Raw genomic sequence first — 26791 nt, forward strand, 5'->3', positions numbered from 1 at the left:
CCCCCCCCCCCCCCCCCCCCGCCAGCCCGTCCGGCCACAGCTCCGCGCCGTACTTCAGAATCGCCTCGACGAGCAGCTCCGTCTCCGGGCGGGGGATCAGCACATCGGGCGTGACCTCGAAGGCCCGGCCGTAGAATTCCTGCTCGCCGATGATGTATTGCACCGGTTCTCCCGCCGCCCGGCGGGTCACCATTGCTTCCCATTCGGCCTTGCATGCCGGCGGGAACGGATCAGCCAGCGCCATATAATAAGCCGCCCCGGACAAGCCCAGCACATGCTCCAGCAGGAGCTGGCTGCTGCGCTGCGGCTCCGTTAGGCCGTGCCCGGCCAAAAAAGAAGAAGCCTCCGCAAAGGCTTCCCGGATGCTTTGCACTTCCGACATGACGTAAGGGTCGTGTTTCAAAGCATTATTCTCCTTTTTCCATCAATTCTGCTTGTTCCGCAATCGACAATGCCGAGATAATCTCGGTAATATCCCCGTTCATCACCTGGTCCAGACGGTGGAGGGTTAAGCCGATCCGGTGATCCGTCACACGGCTCTGCGGGAAGTTGTAGGTACGGATACGCTCACTGCGGTCACCGGTTCCCACCTTGCTTTTACGTTCTCCGGAATACTTCGCTTCCTCTTCCTGACGCTTCAGATCCGAGATCCGGGTACGCAGCACCTTCAGCGCCTTATCCTTGTTGGAGTTCTGGGACTTGCCGTCCTGACAGGTAGCCACGATCCCCGTAGGTACATGGGTTACACGTACTGCTGATTTGGTCGTGTTAACGGACTGTCCGCCCGCGCCGCTCGAACAGAAGGTATCGACACGGATATCCTTATCATGAATTTCGATTTCGAAATCTTCCGCTTCCGGCATTACAGCAACCGTAGAGGTAGAGGTATGGATACGTCCGCCGGATTCTGTGGTAGGGATGCGCTGCACACGGTGTGCGCCGCTTTCGAATTTCATTTTGCTGTAAGCGCCGCGCCCGGTAATTTGGAAGATCACTTCCTTGAAGCCGCCGAGATCATTCGTGTTCACATCCATCAGCTCTACGCGCCATCCCTGGGTATCGGCATAACGGGTATACATCCGGTAGAGGTCAGAGGCGAACAAGGCCGCTTCATCCCCGCCGGCTGCGCCGCGGATTTCCACGATTACGTTCTTGTCGTCATTAGGGTCCTTAGGCAGCAGGAGCAGACGAATCTTCTCCTCAAGAACGGTCTGACGCTCGGACAGCTCCTCGATCTCCATCTTGACCATTTCTTTCATTTCATCATCAAGCTTCTCGGCCTGCATCATCTTCGCAGCTTCGAGCTCTTCCATTACGTTCTTATATTCGCTATACGCCTCGAAGGCGGGCTGCAAGTCGGATTGTTCTTTGGAATAGTCCCTCAGTTTCTTACTGTCGCTTGCAACATCCGGGTCACATAGCAGTTCACTGAGTTTCTCATAGCGGTCCGCCAGGGATTGCAATCGGTCCAACAAGGGAATTCACCTCTCCTGATTCAAATTCTTCGTTCAATATTACTTTAAATTGTTGCTACAACTGAAGTAGATATACGACTTTATATTATACCACCACAAGCCTCAATTGGCTACACTACAAGCGGGGGGATGGGGAAATCTTTTGAAAAAGATTCAGATGACGCAAAGAGACCATCCAGCAAGCAAACCTCTACTCCTGAATGGCCTCTCTATAACAAGCGAAAAGTATCTATACGTTGAACCGGAAATGCATAACGTCGCCGTCCTGCACCAGATATTCCTTACCTTCCAGACGCAGCTGCCCGCGTTCCTTGGCACCGTTCATTGAACCTGCCGCCACCAGATCGGTGTAAGCTACAACCTCCGCCCGGATAAAACCGCGCTCGAAGTCCGTATGAATGACGCCTGCTGCTCCAGGGGCCTTGGTGCCCTTACGGATGGTCCAGGCACGAACCTCTTGAACGCCCGCAGTGAAATAAGTGTACAAGCCCAGCAGCTTGTATGCCGCTTTGATCAGACGGTTAAGCCCGGATTCCTGCAGACCCAGCTCCTCCAGGAACATCTCCTTGTCTTCACCTTCCAGCTCTGCAATCTCCGCTTCCACCTTCGCGCTGATCGGCACGACTTCAGCATTCTCGGCTGCTGCGAATTCACGGACCTGCTGCACATAAGGATTCTCCTCGGCAGTCGCCACCTCGTCCTCGCCCACATTCGCCGCATACAGCACCGGCTTCAGAGTGAGCAGGTGAAGATCACGCACGATCGAGCGCTCATCGTCGGACAGCTCCAGACTGCGGGCAGGCTGATCCAGATACAAAGCTTCCTTCACACGCTCCAGTACTTCTACTTCCTGGGCGTATTTCTTGTCGCCGCCCTTAATATTTTTGCGGGAACGCTCAATCCGCTTCTCCACGCTCTCCAGGTCAGCCAGAATCAGCTCCAGGTTAATCGTCTGGATGTCGCTGATCGGATTTACCTTGCCGTCTACGTGGGTCACGTTCTCATCGACGAAGCAGCGCACCACATGAACAATGGCATCCACCTCGCGGATATGGGCCAGGAACTTGTTGCCCAGGCCTTCGCCCTTGCTCGCGCCGCGCACCAGTCCGGCAATATCGACGAATTCAAAAGCGGTCGGAACCGTCTTGTTCGGCTGTACCAGCTCCACCAGCTTATCCAGACGTTCGTCCGGTACTTCTACAACCCCGACGTTCGGGTCGATGGTGCAGAACGGATAGTTGGCGGATTCTGCGCCCGCTTGTGTGATTGCATTGAATAATGTCGATTTGCCTACGTTGGGAAGTCCAACGATACCTGCTTTCAAAGCCATTTATATGACAACTCCTATTTTCGGTTGGTTTGATCACCGCATGAATACCGAACTGATCTCAAACCATTATATATTAGAACAAATTCTCCAGCAACAGCGGATGTCAAGGGCGGGCGGCCAAACTCATCTTACCGGGTAAAAAATATTTACTTGGCTCTGCCCGTTGTGATCTGTTTTTCGACTACATTCAGCCTACACGGCGCTTCCGCTCCAATTGTAATCAGTTTTTCGACTACATCCAGCCTACACGGCGCGTCCAGTCTAATTGTAGTCGGTTTTTCGATTACATTCAGCCTACGGGGGCGCGTCCACTCCAATTGTAGTCGGTTTTTCGACTACATTTCGACTACACGTTGCACCAGTCCCATTTTGTTCGTTTTTCCGTGAATCCTTAGCTCACACACCGTCGCACTTACTCCCGAACACTGCCCCTTATGCAAAAAGACTCCTTGAGGAGTCCAGTTACTTCAGCAGGTGCTATGCAGAACCTTATGCCTTCCTGGTGCTACTTTCCGCCTGCGGCCTATAGTGTTTTGGACATTGTGATGTCTGTAACCTGGAAGCCCATTTTCTTATATAGCCCGAAGGCGCGTTCGTTATGCCCGAAGACATGCAGGCCGATCTTGGCCGCCTTCAGCTTCTTAGCTTCTTCATCCAGCAGCAGCAGTGTCTGTTTACCATAGCCCCGGCCCTGGAACGGCTCAAAGATATAAATGTCATAAATGAACGCCTCCCGCACCCCGCGGTTCTCGGTCACGTTGAACCAGATATAACCGGCTTGAGTCCCCGAAGCGTCCTCTACTACCGAATAGAAATAAGCTCCCGCCGTATTGAGGCCTTGCGGCAGGTAGCGATTCATTGCTTCTTGGGCCTGCGTCAACGCCGTATCTGCATCCCAGGCTCCGGCTTGTATTTTCTCTTCTGCATAATCTTGGGTAGATTGGTTCAAGAACGACTGAAACGCTGATTCGTCCATCGGGACCAATGTAATCGTCATTTGGATACCTTCCTTCGGTCTGATTATAAAAGCAAGCCTGGCGTCAACGCCGGACCATACGCGGCGTTCCGCGCAGCGCGGCAAGATCCGGCGCACCGATGCCGAACATCACCGTCCGCAGCTCCAGCTCTACCTGGGCCAGCGCCTGATCCAGCGCCTCCTCGGAGCTGACGGCCGGACCCAGCAGCCCCCGTCCGAAGCCCGCCAGATCAGCGCCAAGGGCCAGCGCCTTAGCGGCATCGACGCCGTGCTTCAGTCCGCCGCTGCCAATCAATGCCCCGCGCGGGGAGACCGCGCGGACCTCGGCAATGCACTCCGCCGTGGGAATGCCCCAGTCGGCGAAGGCCTCTGCTGCCGCACGCCGTACCGGGTCGATGCTGCGGAACTTCTCCACCTGGCTCCAGGAAGTGCCGCCTGCTCCGGCGACATCAATGAAGGCAGCGCCAGCCTGATACAGCCGGGCGGCCGTATCGCCGTCAATCCCCCACCCGACCTCCTTGATCCCCACTGGAATCTCAAGGGTCCGGCATAATGCCTCTATCCGCTTCAACAGGGAACCGAAGCCAGTGTCACCCTCGGGCTGGAATACCTCCTGCAGCCCGTTCAGATGGAGAACCAGCCAGTCCGCTCCGGCAATCTCAACTGCCCTGCGGCATTCTTCTACCCCGAAGCCGTAGGCGAGCTGGACCGCTCCGACATTGGCAATGACCGGAATCGTGGGTGCGTTGGCCCGGACATGGAAGGTAGCCGCCAGCTCCGCGCGTTCTAAAGCCGCGCGCACCGAGCCAACTCCCAGCGCCCAGCCCCTGCGCTCCGCCGCTTCGGCCAGCCGCTCATTAATCTTCCCTGTAGCCGCACTCCCCCCGGTCATGGAGCTGATCAGCAGCGGGGTACGCAGCGTACGGCCTAAGAATTCAGTGCCCAGTGAGATGGTATCGTAATCCAGCTCTGGCAGCGCGTTATGGCGGAACCGGTACTGCTCGAACCCGGTTGTAATTCCGTTGCCGGCCACATCTTCATTCAGGCAGAGCCGTACATGCTCAATCTTCCGTTCTCCGGTTCTGGAGTCGGGCAGCAGAGATTTATGTCCGGCAAGGCCTGAGCCTGCTGCCTCCTGCCGTGGCTGGGGCCCTGTTCCTGGCTGCTCCCCAGCACTCTGCGGCACACCATTTCGCGGCATATCATTCATGCTGTCTTCCTCCGTTTCTGCTGCACTATTCTCAAACTATAACAACGCCTGCCTGTGAGTACTATGTATGCTGTTTTCCACATACATTCGGCCTTACGCCTGCCTGCGAGCACTATGTATGCTGTTTTTAGCATACATTCAGCAACAACGTCACTCTATGAGTTATTCAAGAACCATTGCCGCCCTAAGGGCGGCCCAACTGTCTCCACTTGCCATATATCCCGCTCCACAATTACCTTCCATTATAGCACAACTATAGCACAACCCCGCTCGGCCGTTGAACGCTGGCGGGGTGCTCACTCTTCATACATGGCTTGCAATATATTCGCCCACCAGCCTGCCGGACAAGGAAACTACAGGTGTTCCCCCGCCAGGATGCGTGGTTCCGCCTACATACCACAGTCCCTTAACATCACTGGATCGGTTGCCCGGGCGGGAGAAGGTCTGCTTCACCGTATTGGAGGATATCCCGTAAATGGCCCCCTGATGCGCCAGCGTATCGCGGGCGATATCCTGCGGGGTATACCGCTCCAGCACATCTGCGGACGACAGCCCGCTCACCCCGTGGCTCTCCAGTACAGACATCACCCGCTCCCCGTACGCATCCCTCTCCTCACTCCAATCGCAGGCCGGGCTTAGATAAGGCGCATTAGCCAGAATGAACAGGTTGCTGCCGCCCTCAGGCGCCATCTCAGGCTCGGAATAACCGGAGTGACATACATACACTGTCGGCTGCTGCGGCGGACGTTTATGCTCGAAGATATCCTTGAATTCCTGCTCATAGTCCTCCGGGAAAAACACCGTATGATGCAGCAGCGCATCATACGTACGCGGCACGCCCGCCAGCGTTACCAGCCCGGACAGAGAGGGTTCGTACGCTTCAATCCTGCGGTCTGTCATTCCCGGACGAACCGCTTCAGGCAGCAGCATCTTGTTGATGCTGAGGACATCTCCACCGGCTATCACAGTCTTGGCCGGGTAGAAGCCCTGCGCCGTATCCACACCTTCTACCGCACCGGAGACTACGGAAATCCCTGTTACCTCCATCCCTGTAATCAGCTGCACGCCCAGATTCCGGGCGAGTGTAGACAGACCGCTAATTAATTCATAGGTGCCGCCCTTCACCCCGTATACGCCTTCCTGAATCTCCAGATGACCAAGCATGGCGAGGATGGAGGGGGAACGATACGGTGAAGATCCGACATAGGTGGCATAGCGGCCCAGCATAGCCAGCGTATTCGGATGGCTGAAGTAGCGGAGCAGCAGGTCATGCAGGCAGAGAAAAGGCCGGACCCGCACCAGATCCCGTACAAGTGAAGGGGAGAGCTTATCCCTCCAGGATAGCAGCAGCCTGTTAAGGAACTGCTTCTCGCTAAGCTGATACAGCCGCGAAGCTTCCTCCAGAAACTCCGGGAATTTCGCAGCATCTGCCGGGCTGTAGGAGGCCATTTGCTCACGCATTCGCCCCGTATCCCTTGAGAAATCAACCACCTTGCCGTCTGCGAATACATTGCGGGTGCGCGGCTCCAGCTCATAGAGCCGGACATAATCCTCCATGCGGGCTCCCGCAAGCTCATAGAGCGAGCGGAAGACATGGGGCATCGTAATCGTACTTGGGCCGCGGTCGAAGGTGTAGCCCCCCGCCTGAATACGCTGCAGCTTGCCGCCGGGCTGCTGCTGGCGTTCCAGCACAGTCACTTCCCAGCCCTGTGCGGCAAGCGTGACCGCACAGGACAGCCCCCCAAATCCGGCGCCTATGATTACTGCCTTCGGTTTCATCCATAACGCCTTCCTTTCCATTCATAGCCTGCGCGCGTGCGGCTTCCGTGCCAGGATGCCACAGCAATCAGCAACAGGCAGAGTATACCCGCCGGGAGTAGGAGACAGAACCAGAACGGCTGCCGTCCGGCAGCATCACTGGTCCGTTTCACGGCCAGACCCGCAAGCAGTGCAGCAGCAGGCCAGAGCGCCGCGCCTGGCTGTCCGCTTAGGCCATAGTACAGAACGGCGGCGGCGGGCACCGCATACAGCGACAGATATGCAATAAGCACACCCAGCAGCAGCACCGGGCTACGGCCGATACCGGCATAGATATTCTTCCGGTAGCCGTTCCATACTTGCCGTGCATTGTGGTACATCCGCATGAACACCTGCTCCGTAACATCCATAAGCGTCACTGTCCCGCCCGAACGCTTCACAGCGCGGGCCAGCGCCATGTCATCCACCAGCTCGCTGCGGATGGCCTCATGTCCGCCGCAGCTATTGTAACTGTCCCGGTGAATCAGGATGAAGCCCCCATGCGCCGCAACAAAGCGCGGATCTCTGGAGCCGCGGACCAGCGGAATGGGCAGGTGGCAGATGATGGTGAAGACCATCAGGGGAACCACCAGCCGCTCCAGCCAAGTTCCAGTTATCTGCCGGGGGAAGCCGGTAATCATGCCGCCGCCCGCTGCTTCAGCAGCAGAGAGTACCTCTTGAAGCGCCCCCTGCTGAAGACGGACATCTGCGTCCAGGAACAGCAGCCACTCCCCGCTTGCCGCTTCTGCAAGCTGAGCGCAGGCATGGGACTTGCCCAGCCAACCCTCCGGCAGCCGCCTTCCCTTCAGAACGCGTATTCTGCCGCCGCCCGTTGCTTCGGCAATCCGCCCCGTTCCGTCAGTCGATGAATCATCCAGCACAATAATCTCCGCCCCTATCCCGCCGGTGCTTGAGGCCAGTACGGAGGAGAGGCAATCCCCAATATTATCCGCTTCATTCCGGGCGGGGATCAGCACCGACAAACGCAAGGACCGGGAGGAAGCCGGTGCTCGAAGCACCTGCGCCGCTCTTGCTCCTGGCGCTGCCCCCAGCTTAGGGAGCTGCGCTGCATTCCACATTGCGAACAAAAGCTGGAGCAACAGAATACCGGTTACAGCCTGAAAGAACACATTCATCCTCTCCCTCCGCCCGGCCGTAGCAGATCAAGCCATTCATTGGTTGATCTCCCCCGGCGGAGGAGCGGCCGGAATTCGTCCGGCATATGACCTTGATGGTTAAGAACTTTGCAGCGGTGTGACTCCAGTTGTCCGCCAAGAACAGTCTCCAGCCGCCAGGCTATCGCTGAACGGTCCATCTCCGCCCAAGGGAGCAGCAGCGGCGCACCGGCCAGCAGCGTAGCTTCCGGCTTGGTATGCCGGAACAGGCCGTGGTATAGCGTCACTGGGACTACCACCGTCTGCGGACTGAGCCGCAGCGCCAAGGAAGCCCCTTCCTTCAGACTCAGCGGCCGGTGCTCCAGCGGCCGGATTTCTCCTTCAGGGTACATCCAGACACTCTCCCCCGCCTCCAGCAGCCCGGCTGTATAGCGCAGGGAAGCCCGCGCATCCGCTGGACTTCCGGGGTTAATGGAGTACGCGCCAAGCTTTCTGAAGAAGGCATACTTACGTAGCTGCTCCTCTTCCATCATGAAATAATGACGCTTCCCCGGCAGCTTCCCCACGGCGTGATAGGCCAGCAGGCCGTCCCACCACGAGCTGTGATTCATGAGGTAGAGAATCCCCCGCCCGGCAGCGGCAGCGGGCTGAAGCTCTCCGCTGATTCCGATGAAGTGGAAATGTCTGCGCAGCAGATACATGGAATTATAGCGGTAGAATAACCAGTCAAACCTTCCCGATGGAACGGCTTCCAGCATAGCGTAGACTCCCTTCAGCCAGTGCGGCGCCTGCCACAGCGATCACCGTGCAGGCAGGCAGTCCCTCTGTCAGGCTGATCAGGCCGAACAGGATCAGGATTGCCTGATACAGGCGGGTGCCCCGGCGGGCAGCCAGGCGGGTGAACGGCACGGCCGGGAGCAGCATGGACAAGGCAGCGCCTGCAATCAGCCAGCCGCCGAAATTGCTCCAGGGCACCTGATAGAAGCCCCCGCCGCCCTCCCAGTGCCAGAAGTTCCTGGCATGGGCAACAGGATCGAGCACCAGATCCATCAGGACTGTCCAGAAGCCAACCTGCATGGCCCGCAGCAGCAGGAGCCGGAGGCCGCGCTGTCCGAAATCATGGCTGATCAGCACAGCATTGCATACCACAGCAATCCAGGCGAAGCCCAGGGTAACCGGCACACCAAATAATAAAGGCCCAAGAATAGTAGAATAATTATAATCCCCAAACAACCGGCCGGAATGCACGCCTACCCATTCGACGGCCATTCCGCCTAACCAGATAAGAGCTGCAGCATACCAGAACCGCTTGGTCATCCGGCCTCCCGAAGAATTGACTGACCAGTCAGACATGAAGGGTTTGCATTGCCCCTTGATTGCTAAGTCCAAACCGTAGGCACCATAGAATACGAGAAACAATCCGTTAGAGAACTTCAGACTATCCGGAATTCCGAACACGATTAAGAGCAGCGCACCGATGGTATACCAAATCCAAAAAAGCGTTCGGACCATCGTTAGACCACCGCAGTTCTTACACCGGCATAACGCACGACTGTACGCTGGAACAGCTGAAGCTTGGCTTCATCGCTGACATAGGATCTTTTGCGGAAAACATCATATCCGTCTGCCTCCACTGCATCCAGAATAGCAGCATAGAAGGATGCGGCAAGCTCAATGGCAAGACCGCTCTCCAAAGGATACGTATGCACATGCATAAGTCCTTGCCGGAACCAGTCAAGCGCTTCTGTCCGCAGCTCCTGAATAACAGCGGTGAAACGGTGATTGACCTCTCCGCCCTCAAGCTCCCGCTGGCTGTAGCCATGTCTGTCCATCACCTCAAGCGGCACGTATCTGCGTCCTCTCCGGAGATCCTCACCCACATCGCGGATGATATTCACCAGCTGCATTCCTATCCCCAGCGCAATTCCCGAGGTCCGTGCCGCTTCACTCTGATCATCCCGCAGAACAGGCAGCAGCATCTCCCCTACCGTTCCCGCTACAAGATAACAATAATCCTTAAGCTGCTCCATCGTGTCATAGGCTGTGAAGGTAAGATCTCTAAGCTGTCCCTCCATCTGCAAAAGAAACGGCTCACGCTGAAGCTGCGGGAAGCTGCTGAACAGCCAGCGCAGCGCCGGCCAGATGAAATGCCCATCCGCCTGCTCCAGATTCATGAAACGCTCCCGCAGCTCATGGATGCTGTACGGCGCGCCTTCCGGCTCATCCACACTATCGTCTATAATCCGGCAGAAGGCATAAATAACATGCACCGCTTCACGCCTGGGACTTGGCAGAACATCAAACGCCTTATGGAACGAAGTGGACCCTTTCTTCATCAGTTCCTCACATTGCTGCAGTATCCTTTCATCCATGTACGCTCATCTCCTTTATCATTTCCTGAACGGCAAGCTTCGCTCCCTGCATCACAATCGGCACACCGCCGCCCGGATGGACGGAAGCACCAGCGGCATACAACCCCTTAAGAGGATAAGGCTTCGGCTGGGGCCGGAATACCCCCGACTGGCTCAGCAGCGGTGCAATACCGAAGCTGCCCCCGCCGTACATGCCTTCCTGTTCCGCATCGGCAGGCGTTCTCAGTCTGCGCCAGATCACACTCGCGGCAAGCCCGGGGAAGCCCCGCTTCTCAGCATCCGCCATGACTGTATCGGCTAGTGCTCCGGCTATTTCCTCCCAGTTCTTATCCGGCGCCGCCGGGACGGGAACAAGGAAATACAGCACGCTCTGTCCGGGAGGAGCTGCACTATCGTCCAGTGCTACCGGATTAAATATATAATAAGATGAATCCTGGGGAATTTGTCCCCGGTCAAACAGCTCGTGAAGGCTGCTATTCAGACTGTCCGGCAGGAAGAACTGGTGCACCAGCGAATCCGGCCAGCGCTTATCCGTGGCTGCATAGATCAGCAAACAGCCCGAGGAGGGCTTCCAGGTGCCGCGTTTTATGCCCTTGGCCGATACGGGTCTGCCCTTATTCTCCGTTACACCCAGCGCCTGTTCCTGCTTGAACACACCAGGCGGCAGCAGCTTCTCTACATTCGGGAAATCTCCATTGTACAGAACGGCATCATAAGCAATCGACTGCCCATGAACAACCACTCCGCAGCAGCGGCTCCCTTCAACAAGCAAGGACTCCACCTCGGTGCCCGTATGAATCTGTACCCCGCGGTCTTCCAGCTCCCGGGCCATGATCTGCGGCAGCGTCCCGTATCCGCCCTTCAGCATCCAGATGCCGAAGGCATGCTCAGCGTAAGGAAGCATGGTGTAGATGCCCGGTGTGCGGAAGGGCGCTCCTCCAATATAGAGGCTCTGCAGGGAGAACGCATCCTTAAGCTCTTCATTCCGGAAATACTGGCCGATAGCAGATCGCAGGTTCCGGTAAGCGTGCAGGCGGACCATCAGCGACAGGTTAGCCAGACTGAAAAATTCCCGCCCGCTTGCATACCCCCGCTCCAGAAACGAGGTCCGCCCCTGCGGATACAGCACCGACATGTCCTTCATGAACCGGGTGAAGCCCTTGCCCTCTCCGGGATAGAGCCGGTCAATCTCCTCCGCCTGCGCCGATGCATCCGCGAATTTGGTCAGTACCCGCCCGCTTCTGAAGTGAACCCGGTAGAGCGGGTCACAGTGCAGCAGCTCCAGGCTGGATCGCGGAAGGCCGCCTTCTTCCAGAATACCCAGAAGCATCTCCGGCAGCAGCACGATCGTAGGCCCGCGGTCAATCCGGTAGCCGTCCTGCTCTTCAAAGGCCACACGCCCGCCCGCTTGGGCCGCCCGTTCATAGATCACTACCTCATGCCCCTGACGGGTAAGCAGCAGCGCCGCCGTCAGCCCGCCGATTCCGCTGCCTACGATGGCAATGCGGCTCATAGCGGAACCCCCGCACCTGCGCCTGGCGCGCCTGCCTGTACGGTGAACCGCCCCCGCACAGCCTGGTCATGTTCCCGCAGCAGCCGCGCGCTGATCTTGGCCGACTCGAAGATCGTCGGCAGGCCGCTACCCGGATGGGTTCCCCCGCCGACCAGCCAGATGCCGCGTACCTCCTCGAAGGTATTATGCGGCCGCAGATGCATCATCTGCCCAAGATTATGGGCTAGATTGAAGGTGGCCCCGTTATATACATTCTGCTGGTTCTGCCAGTCCAGCGGGGAGAAGAACAGGCTCTCTTCCACCCGTCCGGCGATTCCGGCCAGCTGCGGAATCTGCTGCAGCCGCTGCATCATCCAGTCCTCTACCTCAGCATGCTCCTGCTCCCAGTTAATATCGGCACTCAGATTAGGCACCGGCATCAGCACGTAGAGCGAGGATTTGCCGGGAGGCGCCAGTGTCTTATCAATGACCGACGGATTATGGATATAAATAGAGGCATCCTCCGACAGAACGCCCAGTTCCGTGATCTCTTTGACATTACGCCGGTAGTCGTCCGCGAAATGAACCGAATGATGCCCCAGGTCCACCTCTCCATCCACACCGAGGTAGAGCATGGCGGTGGAGCAGGAATATCTTTTGCGGGCAATCTTGTCAGGGGCATATTTCTTCAGAAGTCCGGGCTCGAACAATTGTGTCATTGCAGAACCAAAATCTGCACCAATCACAATATAGTCCGCATCCACCTTCCCCCCGTTCTCCAGCAGCAAGCCTGCGGCCTGCCCGTCCTTGACGATAATGCGTTTCACTCCGCTTGCGGTATGGACCCGCCCGCCATGCTCCTGGATGACCTCAGCCATAGCCTGGAGCACACGGTTAATTCCGCCGGTCGGATGGTACAGGCCGTAACGGTGCTCCATGTACGACAGAATCGTGAAGGTGCCCGGACATTCCCAAGGCGACATCCCCAGATACTTGGCCTGAAACGTGAACGAGAACCGCAGCCGCTCGTCATCGAAATAACGGGACAGCCGGTTGTACACAGTGTCTGTAGCGTTCAGCTTGGGCAGCGCGTGGAACACATCTCTTTTGACATAATCTCCTAACGATTGGAACGGACGCTGCAATAGCGGAATCACCCGCTCCAGCTTATCGGCTTCTTCTGCCATGAACCGGCGGTAGCCGCTGCCGTTGCCGGGGAACAGCCGCTCAATCTCCTCAGCCGTCTGATCCTGGTTCGTAGAAGGCGTAAATACGGTATCTCCAAAATGCAGGGAGTACAGCGGATCAAGCGGCGTAAGCGAAACATAATCATGCACAGAACGTCCTGCCAGAGTGAACAGCTCCTCCAGCAAATGAGGCATCATCAAGAAGGTAGCTCCCCGGTCAAAACGATAGTCTCCCAGCTTCAATTCTCCAGATCTTCCGCCAACCGCCGCTTGCTGTTCATAGAGATCTACTTCATATCCTTCGGCGGCAAGCAGCATGGCGGCGGCTAACCCGCCCGGCCCTGCGCCGATTACTGCGACTTTTGTGGTATCTGTGGTTCGGATCAAGCGACATCCTCCTCCGTTCAAACATTATACAAAAACTATACAATAGTGATACAAATATCATACATACTTTGCCGGGTCATGTAAATATCATCCGCCGCACTTCCAGCAATTTGGTTGCTAGACTTGTCCATAGCAAAAGAACCGGCCAGCCCTGTACAAGGGTTCTGACCGGTTCCTATGGAATCTCATGCTCTATTAAAATTAACTATATCTGCCACAAAAACTACGCCCTATGCCGGCTTCCGGCAAATTCCTGATCGAACCAGGCTTGCCACTGCTCCGGCGGCTCCGCCATCACATAGGTGGCGTTGGTATCCTGAAGGCTGATTCCCTCATAAGCTTTGCCGCCCGCAATACGCTGCAGCTCCGGGTACTGGCTGCCCAGCCGTTCAAGCAGCTTCTCCGTATAAGGAACCAGAGTGCTATTCGTAACGGATAGGCAGACAGCTCCGATCCGCTCTTGCTTCGCCAGCAGCTCCATCACACCGTCCTCGGGGGTATTGGACCCCAAATAGATGACTTCAACCCCGTTCCGGCGCAGGAACAGCGAGAACAGCAGCAGGCCGACCTGGTGATGCTCTCCCGCCGGGCAGAAGGCAAGCACCTTGTGCAGATGGGCATACACCGGGAACACGTGAAAGAACTGGGATAGCCTGTTCGAGATCATATGTGTCATATAATGCTCCTGCGCCACGGTTGCCGTCCCCTGCTCCCAGGCATCACCAACCTTCACCAGCACCGGCACCAGTACCTGATGGACCATCGCCTCATAGCCGTACAGGGAGAACCCGAAATCGATCAGAGCATCCGCCCGCTCACCCTGGATATCGAGCAGCGCTGCATAGATCTGCTGCCTCATTTTGTCCAAGGCATCCTTGGGGTCACCGCCCGCAACGGACAGCCGTTCATCCAGGTCCCTCTGCTTATGCTGCTTCAGCATCCGCACAGCATGTGAGATACTGATGCCCGGTTTATCGGTCTGTTCCTTCAACCAGCGAAGGTCCTCAATATTCTGTTGGTTGTACAGTCTATAGCCGGACTCGGTACGTTCCGGGACGACAGCCTGATACCGGTTCTCCCAAGCCCGCAGAGTGACAGAGGGAATATCGAGCATTTCGACGACCTGTTTGATGGAATACACGATGGATCTCACTCGCTTCCTGTTTACACTGAATACTTTGAAGATTCAAACCTTATACAAATTATTTACACTCATTATACAATCGCTTCTGTGTTATGTCACCAGAACTTGTATTATGCAGCTTGCCGGTACAGTACGGATGAAATGGAGGGCTTCTTGTAACACTAGAATTTTCAGGGATTTTGCACTCAGCTGCTTCACTTCTCCTTAGCGGGCGTTATAGGTACTTACAATGCCGGGCTACCCTATAGCCGCTCTGGCCCGGCAGCAGACCCAGGAGGATGAATATGAATCGAGGCCGCCATCCCGTCACACCCGAACAGTTACAAATTACGCTGGCTTCAGGTGCCATTACGGCATCCAGGCACAAGCGTCAGATGCAGCTCTTCCTGAGCCGTCGTTCCAAGCTCCTGATTGCTCTAATCCTTCTTCTCCTCTGGCTGGCCGGGGTGATGCTCTATCAGACCCATAAGCCGATGCCGCCCGGACTTTCTGCGGAGAGCCCTGCTTATAAGGTGAATACGGTCGCCTTCTGGCATGATCTGACCTACCAGGACAACAGCGGCAAGCAGGCGAGGGAAGAACAGATTCTGCCCAGAATTCTGCAGATTATTGAAGAGTCCCGGCAGTTCCTCGTGATCGATCTGTTCCTGTTCAATAACTATACCCATACAGACCAGCAGTTCCCCGCTGTCAGCAGACAGCTTACCGATAAGCTGCTTGCCCAGAAAGCCGCCCATCCCGCCATGGAGATCGTCTTCATCACCGATGAGGTGAATACGAATTACGGCTCTGCGCCCAATGCCCTTCTGGAGGAGCTGAGCGCAGCCGGAATTAAGGTTATCCTGACGGATGTGGACGATCTGCGTGATTCGACACCTGCTTATTCGGCGGTCTGGCGCACCTTCATCCAGTGGTTCGGGCAATCCGGCACCGGCTGGATTCCGAATCTGATGGCCAGCGGAGGACCGGACATTACCGCCCGTTCCTATCTGAAGCTGCTGAATGTCAAAGCCAATCACCGCAAGGTCGTGCTGAGTGAGAACACCGCTCTGATCTCCTCCGGCAATGTGCATGACGCCAGCGCTTATCATTCCAACATCGCCCTGGAAGTGCAAGGTCCTATTCAGGAGGATATTCTGCGGAGCGAGCAGGCGGCGGCTAATCTGTCGGGAGCCGGCCCCTTGTTAAGCAAGCCTCCTGAGTTCAAGCAGCCTGCCGCCGGATCCGGTGATGCCCCGCTTGGAGTCCGCTATCTGACCGAAGGCAAGGTGTACAAATATGCTCTGGAAGGAATCGCTGCGGCAGGACCCGGGGATGTCGTCTGGATGGGTATGTTCTATCTGGCGGACGACAGAATTATTGATGCCCTGCTTGCCGCAGATGCCCGCGGTGCCCAGGTCAGACTGCTGCTTGATCCTAACCAGAATGCCTTCGGACGGGACAAAATCGGCATCCCGAACCGACCCGTTGCCATGGATCTGGACCGCCGCTCGGAAGGAAATATCCTGATCCGCTGGTACAACACAGGTGAAGAGCAGTATCACAGCAAGCTGCTGTTCATCGCCAAGGCATCAGGCGACTCCATCCTGCTCGGCGGATCGACGAACTTCACAGCCCGGAACCTGGACGACTATAACCTGGAGAATGACCTCTGGGTGTCTGTTCCTCGAGAGCAGCCCTTGTATGCGGAGGTGGAGGGTTACTTTAAGCGGCTATGGAACAACGAGGGGGCTGAATACAGCCTGCCGCTGAAGGAATATCAGAGTGACGCCACCTGGTTGAAGTACATTCTCTACCGGATACAGACCCGGCTTGGATTCACTACCTTCTAATGCAAAAGAACAAATTCACCCTAGACGGGTGGATAAGATACCTGTGCGCAAACACAATGTATGCTGTTTTTCGCATACATTCAGGCCATATGCCGCTGTACCAGCCGATTGTAATCGGTTGTAGGCATACCTTCAGGCTTCAGTCACATTCAGCAACCCATAGTTGAACTTCCTCAGAAGAAAATCATAATTTCCTAAAAACAAAAAAAACGGTACCGTGTCCCAAAAGGACGGTACCGTTTTTCATTCTGCTTGTCCGCTTACAGAAGCGGAGACATCAGCCGGGCTGCGGATTCCAGCAGCCGCTCCAGCAGTCTTTTCTCCATGAAGGTCTCATGGACAATCTGCCGCGTGGACTGCAGGTCACGCTCGAAGTCTGCGACAATGCGCGAGACACTCTCGGTCTGCAGCAGCAGCGCGTTCACCTCGAAATTAAGATGGAAGCTGCGCATATCCATATTGGCCGTTCCGATCGTAGCAATCTCCCCGTCGGCAATCAGCAGCTTGGAGTGGATGAAGCCCTTCTCATATTCGTAGATCTTCACACCGGACTCCAGCAGCGCCGGGAAGTAGGAATGGGAGGCCAGGAACGGAATCCATTTATCCGGCTTGGCCGGGAACAGCAGGCGGACATCCAGCCCCGACATCGCCGCTACACGCAGCGCAGTCAGTATATCCTCATCGGGAATGAAGTAGGGACTGGCGATCCAGACGGATTTTTCCGCGGTAGTTATCATGGAGAAAAAAATATTCTTGAGCGCACGCCGCTCATTATCCGGGCCGCTGGCAATAATCTGCACCGCCCCGTCTCCGGTAGTGAAGCGAAGCTGGGGGGAGAGGTAATCCTGTTCCAGGATTTTCTCACCGGTGGTGTGCATCCAGTCCTGCAGAAAGATTATCTGCATCGTCCGCACCGCTTCGCCTCTCAGCAGCATATGCGTGTCCCGCCAGAACCCGTAGGTCTTGCTGCGGCTCAAGTACTCGTCCCCGACATTCAGCCCGCCCATGAAGCCGACATCGCCGTCGATGACTACGATCTTGCGGTGATTGCGGTAATTCACCCTGCTGGAGAAAAAGGATGTGGAGTTGCCGTAAGCAGCCACCTGCACCCCCGCATCACTGAGCTCCTTAAGAAAGGCTCTGGAGAGCTGAATGCTCCCGACCGCGTCATACATGAACCGGACCGCCACGCCCGCTCGGGCTTTCTCAATCAGAATCTGCTGAATGCGCGTGCCGATATGATCTGCCCGAAAAATATAGTATTCCATATGGATATGATGCTGCGCCTGCCGCAGCTCCAGCAGCAGCGTCCCGAAGGTCTCTTCACCGTTCGTTAAGATGCGCGTCTCCGAGCTGAACGAAATCGGCGTCCGGCCCAGTCTCTGGGACAGACCCAGCAGCTTCTGCCGTGCAGGGCTGAACACTGACCAGTCCTGGTGCATCCGCAGTGCGTCATTCTCAATCCGTTCATAGGCCATGAGATCGCGCTGAGCTTTTTTGTCATACTTGCGCCGTTTGAACACATTCTGTCCGAACAGGAAGTAGAACACCAGTCCCAACCCCGGAATCAGCGCCAGCAGCAGAATCCAGGATACGGTGGTAGAAGGATTACGGTTCTCCATGAATATACCGAGTCCGATAGAGATGACCGTCAATGTAGAAAAAATACTGATAATGGTTCCGGCTGTGCTGCCGAAAATCCCAAATCCAAAATAATAGAACGCCAGCATAGCCGCTATGATGACCATAGCCTGCAGTCCTCTTCTCATATGTACCCTACCTTCTCATTCCGCCGATTATCACCAAAATGACACATTTATATCTTACATGAAGAATCCATTTCTTCCTACTGAAACCTGCAAATTTGTATTGCTGCAGGATATATAATATAATCTCCCTGACCAATCAGTCAAATACAGAACTGTCTAGTCAGAACGGGGGCTTATATCGCCTTGACCGCTAAAAGTATCACCAAAAAAGAACAAATCATCAAGACCGCCATACAGTTGTTCGCTGTAAAAGGCTCCTCCTCCACCTCCATGCAGGAGATTGCCGAATTATGCGGGATCTCCAAAGGAAGTCTATATCTGATCTTCAAATCCAAAGAGGAGCTGGAGCGCAGTTTATACATCTACTGCTTCCGGATGATTCATGATCCGTTGCAGCAGGAGGAGCAGGCAGCAGGCAGAGAGCCCCGGGAGAAGCTGCGCAACCAGCTCGAAATACTGCTCAGTCATGTGTACGAGCTGCGTGAATTCCTGCAGCGCCAATTCCAGGAGGTAGCCGGCAGAGGTATGGCCGAGATTCCCGATTGGGTGAAGCAGAACAACGCCGCCCTGCTGCGCTGGTTCCAGCAGAAGCTGGAGCTCATGTACGGGCCAGAGATTCTGCCCTATGCAGGCGAGCTGTGCGTACTCAGCCACGGTATGATCAGCTCCAGCATCAAGCTGCTGTTCGGGCGCGAGACTGTTGTCTCCATCCCTGAGCTGGCTGACCGGCTGGTGGACTGGCTGGACATTATGGCCGCCGGCCTGCTTGCAGGGCAGCCCGCCCCTCTGATCTCTTCCGCAGTCCTGGCCGGATGGGCCGAGGGGCAAGGAGAAGGACCGCGCCAGAGCCCGCTTCAGCTGATCAAGGCAATGAAGCTCCTGCTCAGTGAAGCGGACGGAATCAGCCCTGAGCATGCCGAAGACGGCCTGGAGTCCCTAGGCATTCTGGAGAGCGAAGTCCTCACCACCCGGCCCCGGAAAGCGATCATCCAAGGGATGATTGCCAATCTTGAGGGGTACGCCGGGCTATCCGGTGAGCTAAGTCAATTGAAGAAAGAATTCACACCCTATATGCACACTTCCTGCGGACTTCATTAAGGACAGAAGCGGCACGCCTGTAAAATCAAGAATAATTGTACTGGAGGTTCCCTTTACTGATGAAAAGCTTAATTAATTTCTCGCTCCGCAACAAATTTGCCGTCTGGCTGCTGACGATCATTATTGTCTTCGCCGGTCTGTACAGCGGAATGACCATGAAGCAGGAGACCCTGCCTAACATTAGTATCCCTTATCTCAGCATTACTACTATTTATCCCGGAGCCGCACCCGAAGGTGTCGTGAACGACGTCAGTAAGCCGCTGGAGCAGAAGCTCCGCAATGTGGACGGGGTCAAGATGCTGACCTCCACCTCTCTTGAGAATGCCTCCAGTGTCACCATTGAATTCAACTATGGCACCAACCTGGACAATGCGACAGCAGCAGTTCGCGAAGCGCTGAACGAGGTGAAGCTGCCGGATGAGGTGCAAAAGCCGCAAATCTCGCGCTTCAGCCTCAGCTCGCTGCCAGTCATCTCTCTCAGTATCTCTGATGAGAGCTCCGGTGATCTGGAGGAGCTGACCCGGGTTGCCGAGAATGATATCCGCCCGGCGCTGGAGGATATTGAAGGCGTCGCCTCTGTGCAGATTGCCGGACAATATGTCAAAGAAGTCTCCCTGAAGTTCAATCAGGAGAAGCTGAAGCAATACGGACTGACCGAGGATACGATCAAAGGCATCATCCAGGCCTCCTCCCTGCGGGTGCCGCTCGGATTGTTCGAGATGGACAAAGCACAGAAGGCTGTTGTCGTGGACGGCAACATCACTACGGTGGAGGACTTGCAGAATGTCAGCATTCCGCTGGTTCCCTCTGCCGCAGGCGCTGCCGGAGCAGGAGCTGCGGGGGCCGGGGCCGCTGGCGGCGCAGCTTCAGGCGGTGCTGCGGCTGGCAATAACGGCGCGGGCGCGGGGGCCATGACCGGTCTGCCGACCGTGAAGCTGAGCGAGCTTGCCGCTATTGAAGTAGTCGGCAAATCAGAATCGATCTCCCGTACCAACGGTAAAGAATCCATCGGGATTCAGATTGTGAAGGCCAATGATGCCAACACCGTTGATGTCGTGAACGGGGTCAAGGACAAGACCGAAGAACTGAAGAAACAATACAAGTCGATGGATCTCACCGTGCTGCTGGATCAAGGCAAGCCGATTGAGGATTCCGTGAACACGATGCTGTCCAAGGCCGCCTTCGGCGCCCTGTTCGCCGTGCTCATCATCCTGCTGTTCCTGCGCAATATCCGTTCTACCATTATTTCCATTATCTCGATTCCGTTATCACTGCTGATTGCGATATTATGCCTGCGGCAGATGGATATTACACTGAATATGATGACGCTCGGCGCCATGACCGTGGCCATCGGGCGGGTAGTCGATGACTCCATCGTCGTCATTGAGAACATCTTCCGGCGGCTTACGCTGTCCGGCGAGAAGCTGCGCGGCAGAGAGCTGATCAGCGCGGCTACCCGTGAGATGTTTGTACCGATTATGTCCTCAACCATTGTGACGATTGCCGTCTTCCTGCCGCTCGCTTTTGTCAGCGGGATGGTCGGTGAGCTATTCCTGCCGTTTGCCCTCACTATGGTATTCGCGCTGCTGGCTTCACTGGTGGTCGCCATTACCCTGGTGCCTGCGCTGGCCCACACCCTGTTCCGTAACGGGCTGAAGAAGGGGACAAAGAGCCACGAAGACAAGCCCGGCGCATTGGCGGGCGGGTATGTCCGGATTCTGGACTGGTGTCTCTCCCATAAGCTGATTACCTTGGGTGTTGCTGTCCTGCTGCTGGCAGGCAGTCTGTTCCTGATTAAGCCAATCGGCGTCAGCTTCCTGCCTTCCCAGGAAGAGAAGAATGTTACGTTAACCTTCTCCCCGAAGGCCGGTCAGACGCTGGAGGATGTGAAGGCGCAGGGCCTGAAGGCGGAGAAGTTCATTCTGGCCCAGAAGCATCTGGACAAAATGCAATATTCCATCGGCGGCAGCGGCCCGTTCGGAATGGGCTCAGGCAATTCAGGCTTGTTCTATGTCACATATGACAGCAATACACCTGATTTTGATACCGTGAAGGAGAAGTTAATTGAAGGCTTAAGCCAAGAGGTGCCGGATGGCGTGTGGGGCGATCTGTCCGGCATGGCCGGAGGCGGGCTCGGGGGCAGCACTCTCACTGTCAATATCTACGGCGATACGCTGGAGCAGCTCAAACCGGTAGCCGATGAAATTGCCGGGATCGTTAAGGCAGACACCAAGAACTTCGAAGATGGGAAGACCAGTCTCTCTGAAGCCTATGATCAATATACCATCGTGGCGGATCAGGCCAAGCTTAGCTCTCTGGGTCTTACAGCCGGACAGCTTGCGATGAAGCTGAGCCCTGCCGGAACCCGGCCTGTACTGACTGAGGTAGAGCTGGACGGCAAGAATTACAAGGTCTACATTGAGACGGACAAGGATTCCTACAGCAGTATTGAAGAAATGAAGGCCGCTACGCTCACTTCGCCGCTGGGCCTTACCGTCCCGATTGGCGAGGTGGCAAGCATTGAACAGGGCCAGTCCCCGGATTCCATTACCCGTGAAGACGGCAAAATGAAAGTCGAGGTTACCGCCGACATTATCTCCAGTGACATTAATAGTGCGGCAAGTGCTGTGCAGGACAAAATAGACGCTCTTGATCTCCCGGACGGCGTGACCATTACCTTCGGCGGAGTCACCGAGCAGATTAATGAGACCTTTGGGCAGCTTGGCATCGCCATGCTGGCGGCTATTGCGATTGTATACTTCGTGCTCGTAGTCACCTTCGGCGGCGGTCTGGCACCGTTCGCCATCCTGTTCTCCCTGCCGTTCACAGTCATCGGCGCTCTTGTCGCCCTGCTCCTGGCTGGCGAGACCTTGAACGTCTCGGCACTAATGGGCGCACTGATGCTGATCGGAATCGTGGTCACCAATGCGATTGTCTTAATTGACCGCGTCATCCATAAGGAGCAAGAGGGGATGTCTACCCGCAAGGCGCTGCTTGAAGCTGGCGCTACGCGTCTTCGCCCGATTCTCATGACTGCGCTCGCGACCATTGGAGCTCTGCTGCCACTGGTTACCGGCCTTGAGAACAGCGCCGGAATCATCTCCAAGGGACTTGGCGTAACCGTCATCGGCGGTCTGGTCAGTTCCACGCTGCTGACCCTGGTCGTTGTACCGGTGGTGTATGAGTTCCTGATGAAGTTTCGGAGCAAGAAAACTTACGAATAAATAGGGGATGAACTTCAGTTTCAGTTATATGGGGTGAACGTAAGAACATAGCGTAAAGCTCAGACGTCACTACGGTGGATATTTGGACTTCCGGCCGCTGTTGTCTCCAGATTTCTTGATGGTACCGCTTGTTGCGGTAGAAATCCGGAGACAAAGGCGGACGCTACCGCTCCTAAAGTTCCAAAATCCTCCTCCGATCCTGCACGCTTTTTGTATTTTCTCCAAATCACAACCTAATAAATTGAAAGCTTAAGTTGAAGATCCCCCGAGCAGAAAAAGGCGCCCTTCCGATTGATGGAAGGGCGCCTTATTGATTGAGTATGGTTGCTTATTAAGCCATGGCTGCTGCGCTGCTCTCCAGCGAAGCCTTCCAGGCACGCAGCATGTGCAGATCCTGCGGCAGGAATTCCTCCAGCATATGGCTGAGCCCCAGATAGAGCGGGCTGTCGGTTGCAGCGTTCATTCTTTCACAGAATTGTGGAGTCCACTTCAGCAGATGCTCTTCGAGGAACTTCTCCTGAATCTCCAGAAGCTCCATCGCACTGCGGATTGAGAAGCTGTTGTACAGCATCCGCTCATGCATCACCGCCATGAATTCCAGTTCAATGGCAATATGGTCGTCAGCTTCGCCGCTGCACTTCTTGAAGACAATGCCCGCCGATGCGTACACATCCGACAGCACGTTGCAGAATTCTTCCTCACGCCCCAGCTGAGCCGCTTCACGGGCTACGAAGGAGCTTACGGCGCGTTCGTTCATCAGACGTTTGTATTCAAGCTTCTCTTTCTCACAGATGGCCGGGAGCATGGATGGCTCCTGGCTGCACAGGTAACGCTTCAACTCACGGCCGCCTTCGGTCATCTCCGCAGCAACACTCATCTCACGGTTACGGCTCCACTGGGCAACCAGGGAGAGAGACGGTTTTCTTCCATAGAAGTCCACCAGAAGCTGATATATTAATCCCCGGCTCTCCAGCCAGCGGCTGCAAGCCTCCGGCACAACAAGCGATGGAACAGTTGGTATAGTCATTTTGCAAATCCTCCCTACTTAGTTTGCCGGATGCCCAGGGTATCCTAAGGGATTGCCGCCTAGTCTTCCGGTATCATAGCTGTGCTTCGCAAAAGTAAAAGTATCTAAAGTTTGAATCTTCCGCACCTAAATTATATCGAATATGTTAAACGCTTTCGGTGAGCATTCTATGACCATTCCCGGTAATTGTCGCACTTTTGTCATAATTAGGATGCTCCTTTACCTTTCTGTCCCCTATGCTTTAGGTTGTCTGCTTGTGCATTGACGCGGCGGGATGCTTTCTTTAAAATTTAAACTAAAATCAACAGGTGAAGGAGCAACGTTATGGAGCCGCTAACTGATCCTTTTGGACGCGTACATGATTACCTCCGTATCTCGGTTACAGACCGCTGCAACCTGCGCTGTATCTATTGTATGCCCGCCGAAGGAATGCAATTCCAGCCGCAGGACGAGATTATGAGCTACGAGGAGATTGCCGCTGTGGTGGAGGCGCTTGCGCCACTGGGCTTACGGAAGGTCCGGCTGACCGGGGGCGAACCGCTGGTCCGCAAGGATCTGGAGAAGCTGGTCTCCATGATCGCCGCCATACCCGGCATCGAAGATATATCATTGACTACGAATGGACTGATGCTTCCAGCCAAAGCGTCTGTCCTGAAGCAGGCCGGACTGTCACGTGTGAACATCAGCCTGGATTCGCTGCGGCCGGAGCGCTTCTCGATGATTACCCGGGGCGGCGATGTCGCCAAGGTGTTGAAGGGAATTGAAGCCGCAGAAGCTGCGGGCTTGTCCCCGATTAAGCTGAATGTCGTGCTGATGAAGGGAATCAACGATGATGAGATTAAGGACTTCATTGCCTTGACTCTGAACAGTCCGCTGAATGTGCGCTTCATTGAATATATGCCGATCGGCAGCGCCAGCGATGCCTGGCGGCAGACCTATCTGCCGCTGGAGACTGTAGTGGAGGCCTGCAAGGAAGCGGGCTGGACCACCGAGGAGGCTGACATGCCTTCCGGGAACGGACCTTCGCAGAATAGGCGTGTCACCGGTGCAAAAGGGACCTTCGGGCTGATCCACCCGGTCAGCGAGCATTTCTGCGACAATTGCAACCGGCTGCGCCTGACCGCCGACGGCAACATCAAAGCCTGCCTGTACTGGCAAGACGAATATAATGTGCGCCCACTGATCAGCGACCCCGCTGCCGTGCAGGCCCTGTTCCGCCAGGCGCTCGGCAACAAGCCTCATAACCACGAAATGGCGCTGGCCCTAGAGCACAAAACTCAGAGTCACACGCCAACCGCCCGCCGCATGTCGCAGATTGGGGGGTAGGACGCCGGTAGTTAAGGATGGGAGCTTGCTAGAATAATGTGAGCATTAGGCTTTAATCCTCACGAAGTAGACGATTGGAAATAGCCTGCTGAACGTACCAATCTTTTAGAAAGAGGATACGTTTATGCTAGACTTGGCACAAACTTAAACAAAAAGATGGGCTACCGAATTGAAGGTTTTATCCTACCTTCAATCAGTAGCCCAAATATTATTATGCTAACAATTAAAGTTTCCAGCCTCCGAAGGACCCATGCATTTTACTTTATCCTTGATTAACTGATAACCATAATAAGGAATAAGGATGTTGTACAAGTCACTAGCAGTAGCATCATAGTCAACTGAAAATAGATAGCCGTTCTCGTTGGTTGTCCAGCTGCTACAGCTTGGTTTACAGCAGTCGCTCCATCTGTATGTGCTTGTTCCATCGTACTGAATCAAAACTTTCGTCAATACAGTAGCTTAGAGTCCTATTCTATAGGTCTCATTGATCGTGCTGAAGCTTCAAATCGTTCTTCGAAGAAAGGCCTCTAGAATCCATTTACCCGTATTCTCATCGTTAAGTCTAACTGTTTTTTTACCTTCCGCTTTATTATGAAGCTCATTCTTATTCTCCTCCACTTCAAACTTATCCAAGTAGTCATCTGGTCCAGCGCCAATCGATGGAGTTTTTTTTAGCCCAACCTTTTCAGCTGCTGCCATAATATCTTTCTTCTGGTGATAGGTATACGTCAATTTGGTGAGTATGTCCTTATTTACAACACCAACGAGTTCTTTTTCCATTTCGGTAATGGCTGGAGCAGTGAAAGAAGTTGAGAAACCGAAATTGAATCTTTAGACTTGTTGCTACACCCTCCTACTACCATGAATTTTAAACAGTCACCAATAAAATTAGTCTTGTTTTCACAGAGAAAGTTATTTGCATTGACGAAATATACATTTAAGACTACTATAGGAAAATAAAGAAAAATAATAGAATAATAAGGAAATTTAAATGGTGGAATGGAATGATAATAAGTGAAGTACCATTAAGCTTACTAAGAAACTATTAATGGGTGCCTAGTTCCGACACCTCAATTAATATTTTGAAAATGCTGTACTAAAGCAGAAAGGAGGGCAAATTGGGTACTGATGGTTACAACATAGAACTAAAATGAAACTTGTATGATGTTTGTATACCAGCAACTGCGAAAAAAATCGTCAGGTTTGTTTTAAAAAATCAAAAAATGAAGGTGCGGACAATTTTATGTTTAAAAAATTATTAGCATTAGCACTATCGGCAATTATGGTTTTGGGTATAGGTACAACGGCTTTCGCATCAGATGTTCCAAATGTTGACTTTAATTTATCCGTGTCCGAAGTAGCAGGAATCCGCACTTCTGTGACGAGCGACGAAACGTCACAATATATCGTCGTTTACGATTCTATTCAGAATACAATGCAGGTATCAATCAAAGACTTGGAAACAGGTTCGATTGTTGAAGGCGAAACTATAGAAGCCAAAGCACTTCAGTCATCACAAAGTGCTAGATCAACTATCCATCAGGACACATTTTCGAATTATGAATATGATGTCTACACCGGCAGTCCAAATGAGTGGAGATTAGAAAGACCAAAGGGTAGTGGGCAAGGTTATTTTATGACATATGAAAATAGCTCCAACACCACCCAGTTGAACAGTTTTTTCGATAAAGTAAATATCCTCAATGATAAAGAATGGACGGCAGTCTCGCTTTATGGGGTTTCATTGATCTCTGCTGTTGGAGCAGGTTTTGCATCAGCTTTAGCCCTTGCATCAGGAGGTACACTTACACCAGCTGCTATTGCTGCTGTTGTTGCCGCAACGGGAGCTACTGGCGCAACAGCTATTGCGATGACGGCAATTGGCACTCAATGCAATGTTTGTGAACTTGCTTATTGGAACGCACTAAACTCAACCAACAATACTCACTATTAAACAATATCATGGTAGAAACTTACGTTAGAATAGTTTTAGTTACATTAATATCTTTAGTTGTTGTATACTACGCATA

Annotated in this window: 21 protein-coding genes; 5 read left to right on the forward strand and 16 right to left on the reverse strand. The window is 54.4% G+C overall.

Annotation, left to right across the window (positions count from 1 at the left end):
• From C162_RS01000 to C162_RS01060, 13 genes are all read right to left on the reverse strand, one after another.
• Positions 1-382, reverse strand: a 382-nt coding sequence (locus C162_RS01000) for a N5-glutamine methyltransferase family protein (protein WP_442792415.1), incomplete at its 3' end; no start/stop codon positions are given.
• A 25-nt stretch (positions 383-407) separates the two neighbouring features.
• The gene (gene prfA, locus C162_RS01005; RefSeq protein WP_036690363.1) at positions 408-1475 is read right to left on the reverse strand and encodes a peptide chain release factor 1; all 1068 of its coding nucleotides are present in this window, start codon (positions 1473-1475) and stop codon (positions 408-410) included.
• A gap of 229 nt (positions 1476-1704) precedes the next feature.
• Positions 1705-2805: a redox-regulated ATPase YchF gene (gene ychF / locus C162_RS01010; RefSeq protein WP_036690364.1), complete on the reverse strand. Its 1101-nt coding sequence runs from the start codon at positions 2803-2805 to the stop codon at positions 1705-1707.
• Between the two features lie 523 nt (positions 2806-3328).
• The gene (locus tag C162_RS01015) at positions 3329-3802 is read right to left on the reverse strand and encodes a GNAT family N-acetyltransferase (protein ID WP_235218324.1); all 474 of its coding nucleotides are present in this window, start codon (positions 3800-3802) and stop codon (positions 3329-3331) included.
• Positions 3803-3845: 43 nt separating this feature from the next.
• Complete coding sequence (fni, locus tag C162_RS01020) at positions 3846-4991, reverse strand: type 2 isopentenyl-diphosphate Delta-isomerase (protein ID WP_036690366.1); 1146 nt, start codon at positions 4989-4991, stop codon at positions 3846-3848.
• A 303-nt stretch (positions 4992-5294) separates the two neighbouring features.
• Positions 5295-6770 carry a phytoene desaturase family protein gene (locus C162_RS01025; RefSeq protein WP_036690367.1) on the reverse strand — a complete coding sequence of 492 codons (1476 nt, stop codon included), beginning with the start codon at positions 6768-6770 and terminating at the stop codon, positions 5295-5297.
• Positions 6767-7924, reverse strand: a complete 1158-nt coding sequence (locus tag C162_RS01030; RefSeq protein WP_036690369.1) for a glycosyltransferase — start codon at positions 7922-7924, stop codon at positions 6767-6769. Before C162_RS01030 ends, C162_RS01025 begins: the two co-directional genes overlap by 4 nt.
• Positions 7921-8661: a lysophospholipid acyltransferase family protein gene (locus tag C162_RS01035; protein WP_051493120.1), complete on the reverse strand. Its 741-nt coding sequence runs from the start codon at positions 8659-8661 to the stop codon at positions 7921-7923. The genes C162_RS01030 and C162_RS01035 overlap by 4 nt, the downstream gene beginning before the upstream one ends.
• Positions 8630-9415, reverse strand: a complete 786-nt coding sequence (locus C162_RS01040) for a carotenoid biosynthesis protein (protein WP_036690371.1) — start codon at positions 9413-9415, stop codon at positions 8630-8632. Before C162_RS01040 ends, C162_RS01035 begins: the two co-directional genes overlap by 32 nt.
• A 2-nt stretch (positions 9416-9417) precedes the next feature.
• Entirely contained in the window at positions 9418-10275 is an 858-nt protein-coding gene (locus tag C162_RS01045; RefSeq protein WP_036690373.1) for a phytoene/squalene synthase family protein, read from the reverse strand.
• Positions 10268-11788, reverse strand: a complete 1521-nt coding sequence (locus C162_RS01050; RefSeq protein ID WP_036690375.1) for a phytoene desaturase family protein — start codon at positions 11786-11788, stop codon at positions 10268-10270. The genes C162_RS01045 and C162_RS01050 overlap by 8 nt, the downstream gene beginning before the upstream one ends.
• Positions 11785-13341 (reverse strand): phytoene desaturase family protein, encoded by a 1557-nt coding sequence (locus tag C162_RS01055; protein WP_063828964.1) that lies wholly within the window; start codon positions 13339-13341, stop codon positions 11785-11787. The genes C162_RS01050 and C162_RS01055 overlap by 4 nt, the downstream gene beginning before the upstream one ends.
• Before the next feature lie 223 nt (positions 13342-13564).
• A complete protein-coding gene (locus C162_RS01060) occupies positions 13565-14494 on the reverse strand; it encodes a MerR family transcriptional regulator (protein WP_235218325.1) in 930 nt (309 codons plus the stop codon).
• A gap of 365 nt (positions 14495-14859) precedes the next feature.
• On the opposite strand from C162_RS01060, the gene C162_RS01065 reads away from it, so the two are divergent.
• Positions 14860-16317 carry a phospholipase D family protein gene (locus tag C162_RS01065; protein ID WP_036690422.1) on the forward strand — a complete coding sequence of 486 codons (1458 nt, stop codon included), beginning with the start codon at positions 14860-14862 and terminating at the stop codon, positions 16315-16317.
• A gap of 260 nt (positions 16318-16577) precedes the next feature.
• Here the strand turns inward: C162_RS01065 and cls are convergent, their stop codons facing one another.
• The gene (gene cls / locus C162_RS01070; RefSeq protein ID WP_036690378.1) at positions 16578-18086 is read right to left on the reverse strand and encodes a cardiolipin synthase; all 1509 of its coding nucleotides are present in this window, start codon (positions 18084-18086) and stop codon (positions 16578-16580) included.
• Between the two features lie 183 nt (positions 18087-18269).
• Here cls and C162_RS01075 point away from each other — a divergent pair, with 183 nt between their 5' ends.
• Together C162_RS01075 and C162_RS01080 are read left to right on the forward strand one after the other, a co-directional pair.
• Positions 18270-19184: a TetR/AcrR family transcriptional regulator gene (locus tag C162_RS01075; RefSeq protein WP_051493121.1), complete on the forward strand. Its 915-nt coding sequence runs from the start codon at positions 18270-18272 to the stop codon at positions 19182-19184.
• Between the two features lie 59 nt (positions 19185-19243).
• Positions 19244-22408 carry an efflux RND transporter permease subunit gene (locus C162_RS01080; protein ID WP_036690380.1) on the forward strand — a complete coding sequence of 1055 codons (3165 nt, stop codon included), beginning with the start codon at positions 19244-19246 and terminating at the stop codon, positions 22406-22408.
• A 331-nt stretch (positions 22409-22739) separates the two neighbouring features.
• Here the strand turns inward: C162_RS01080 and C162_RS01085 are convergent, their stop codons facing one another.
• Positions 22740-23435 (reverse strand): TorD/DmsD family molecular chaperone, encoded by a 696-nt coding sequence (locus tag C162_RS01085; RefSeq protein WP_036690381.1) that lies wholly within the window; start codon positions 23433-23435, stop codon positions 22740-22742.
• 324 nt (positions 23436-23759) lie between these two features.
• Here C162_RS01085 and moaA point away from each other — a divergent pair, with 324 nt between their 5' ends.
• On the forward strand, positions 23760-24761 hold the full coding sequence (gene moaA / locus C162_RS01090) for a GTP 3',8-cyclase MoaA (protein ID WP_036690382.1): 1002 nt from the start codon (positions 23760-23762) through the stop codon (positions 24759-24761).
• A 501-nt stretch (positions 24762-25262) separates the two neighbouring features.
• On the opposite strand, the gene C162_RS01095 is transcribed toward moaA, so the two are convergent.
• On the reverse strand, positions 25263-25460 hold the full coding sequence (locus tag C162_RS01095) for a hypothetical protein (protein ID WP_036690383.1): 198 nt from the start codon (positions 25458-25460) through the stop codon (positions 25263-25265).
• A gap of 544 nt (positions 25461-26004) precedes the next feature.
• Here C162_RS01095 and C162_RS01100 point away from each other — a divergent pair.
• On the forward strand, positions 26005-26715 hold the full coding sequence (locus C162_RS01100; protein ID WP_036690384.1) for a geobacillin-26 family protein: 711 nt from the start codon (positions 26005-26007) through the stop codon (positions 26713-26715).
• The last annotated feature ends 76 nt before the right edge of the window (positions 26716-26791 follow it).

Source organism: Paenibacillus sp. FSL R7-269, from assembly GCF_000517865.1.
In the GTDB taxonomy this organism is placed as follows: Bacteria; Bacillota; Bacilli; order Paenibacillales; family Paenibacillaceae; genus Paenibacillus_AQ.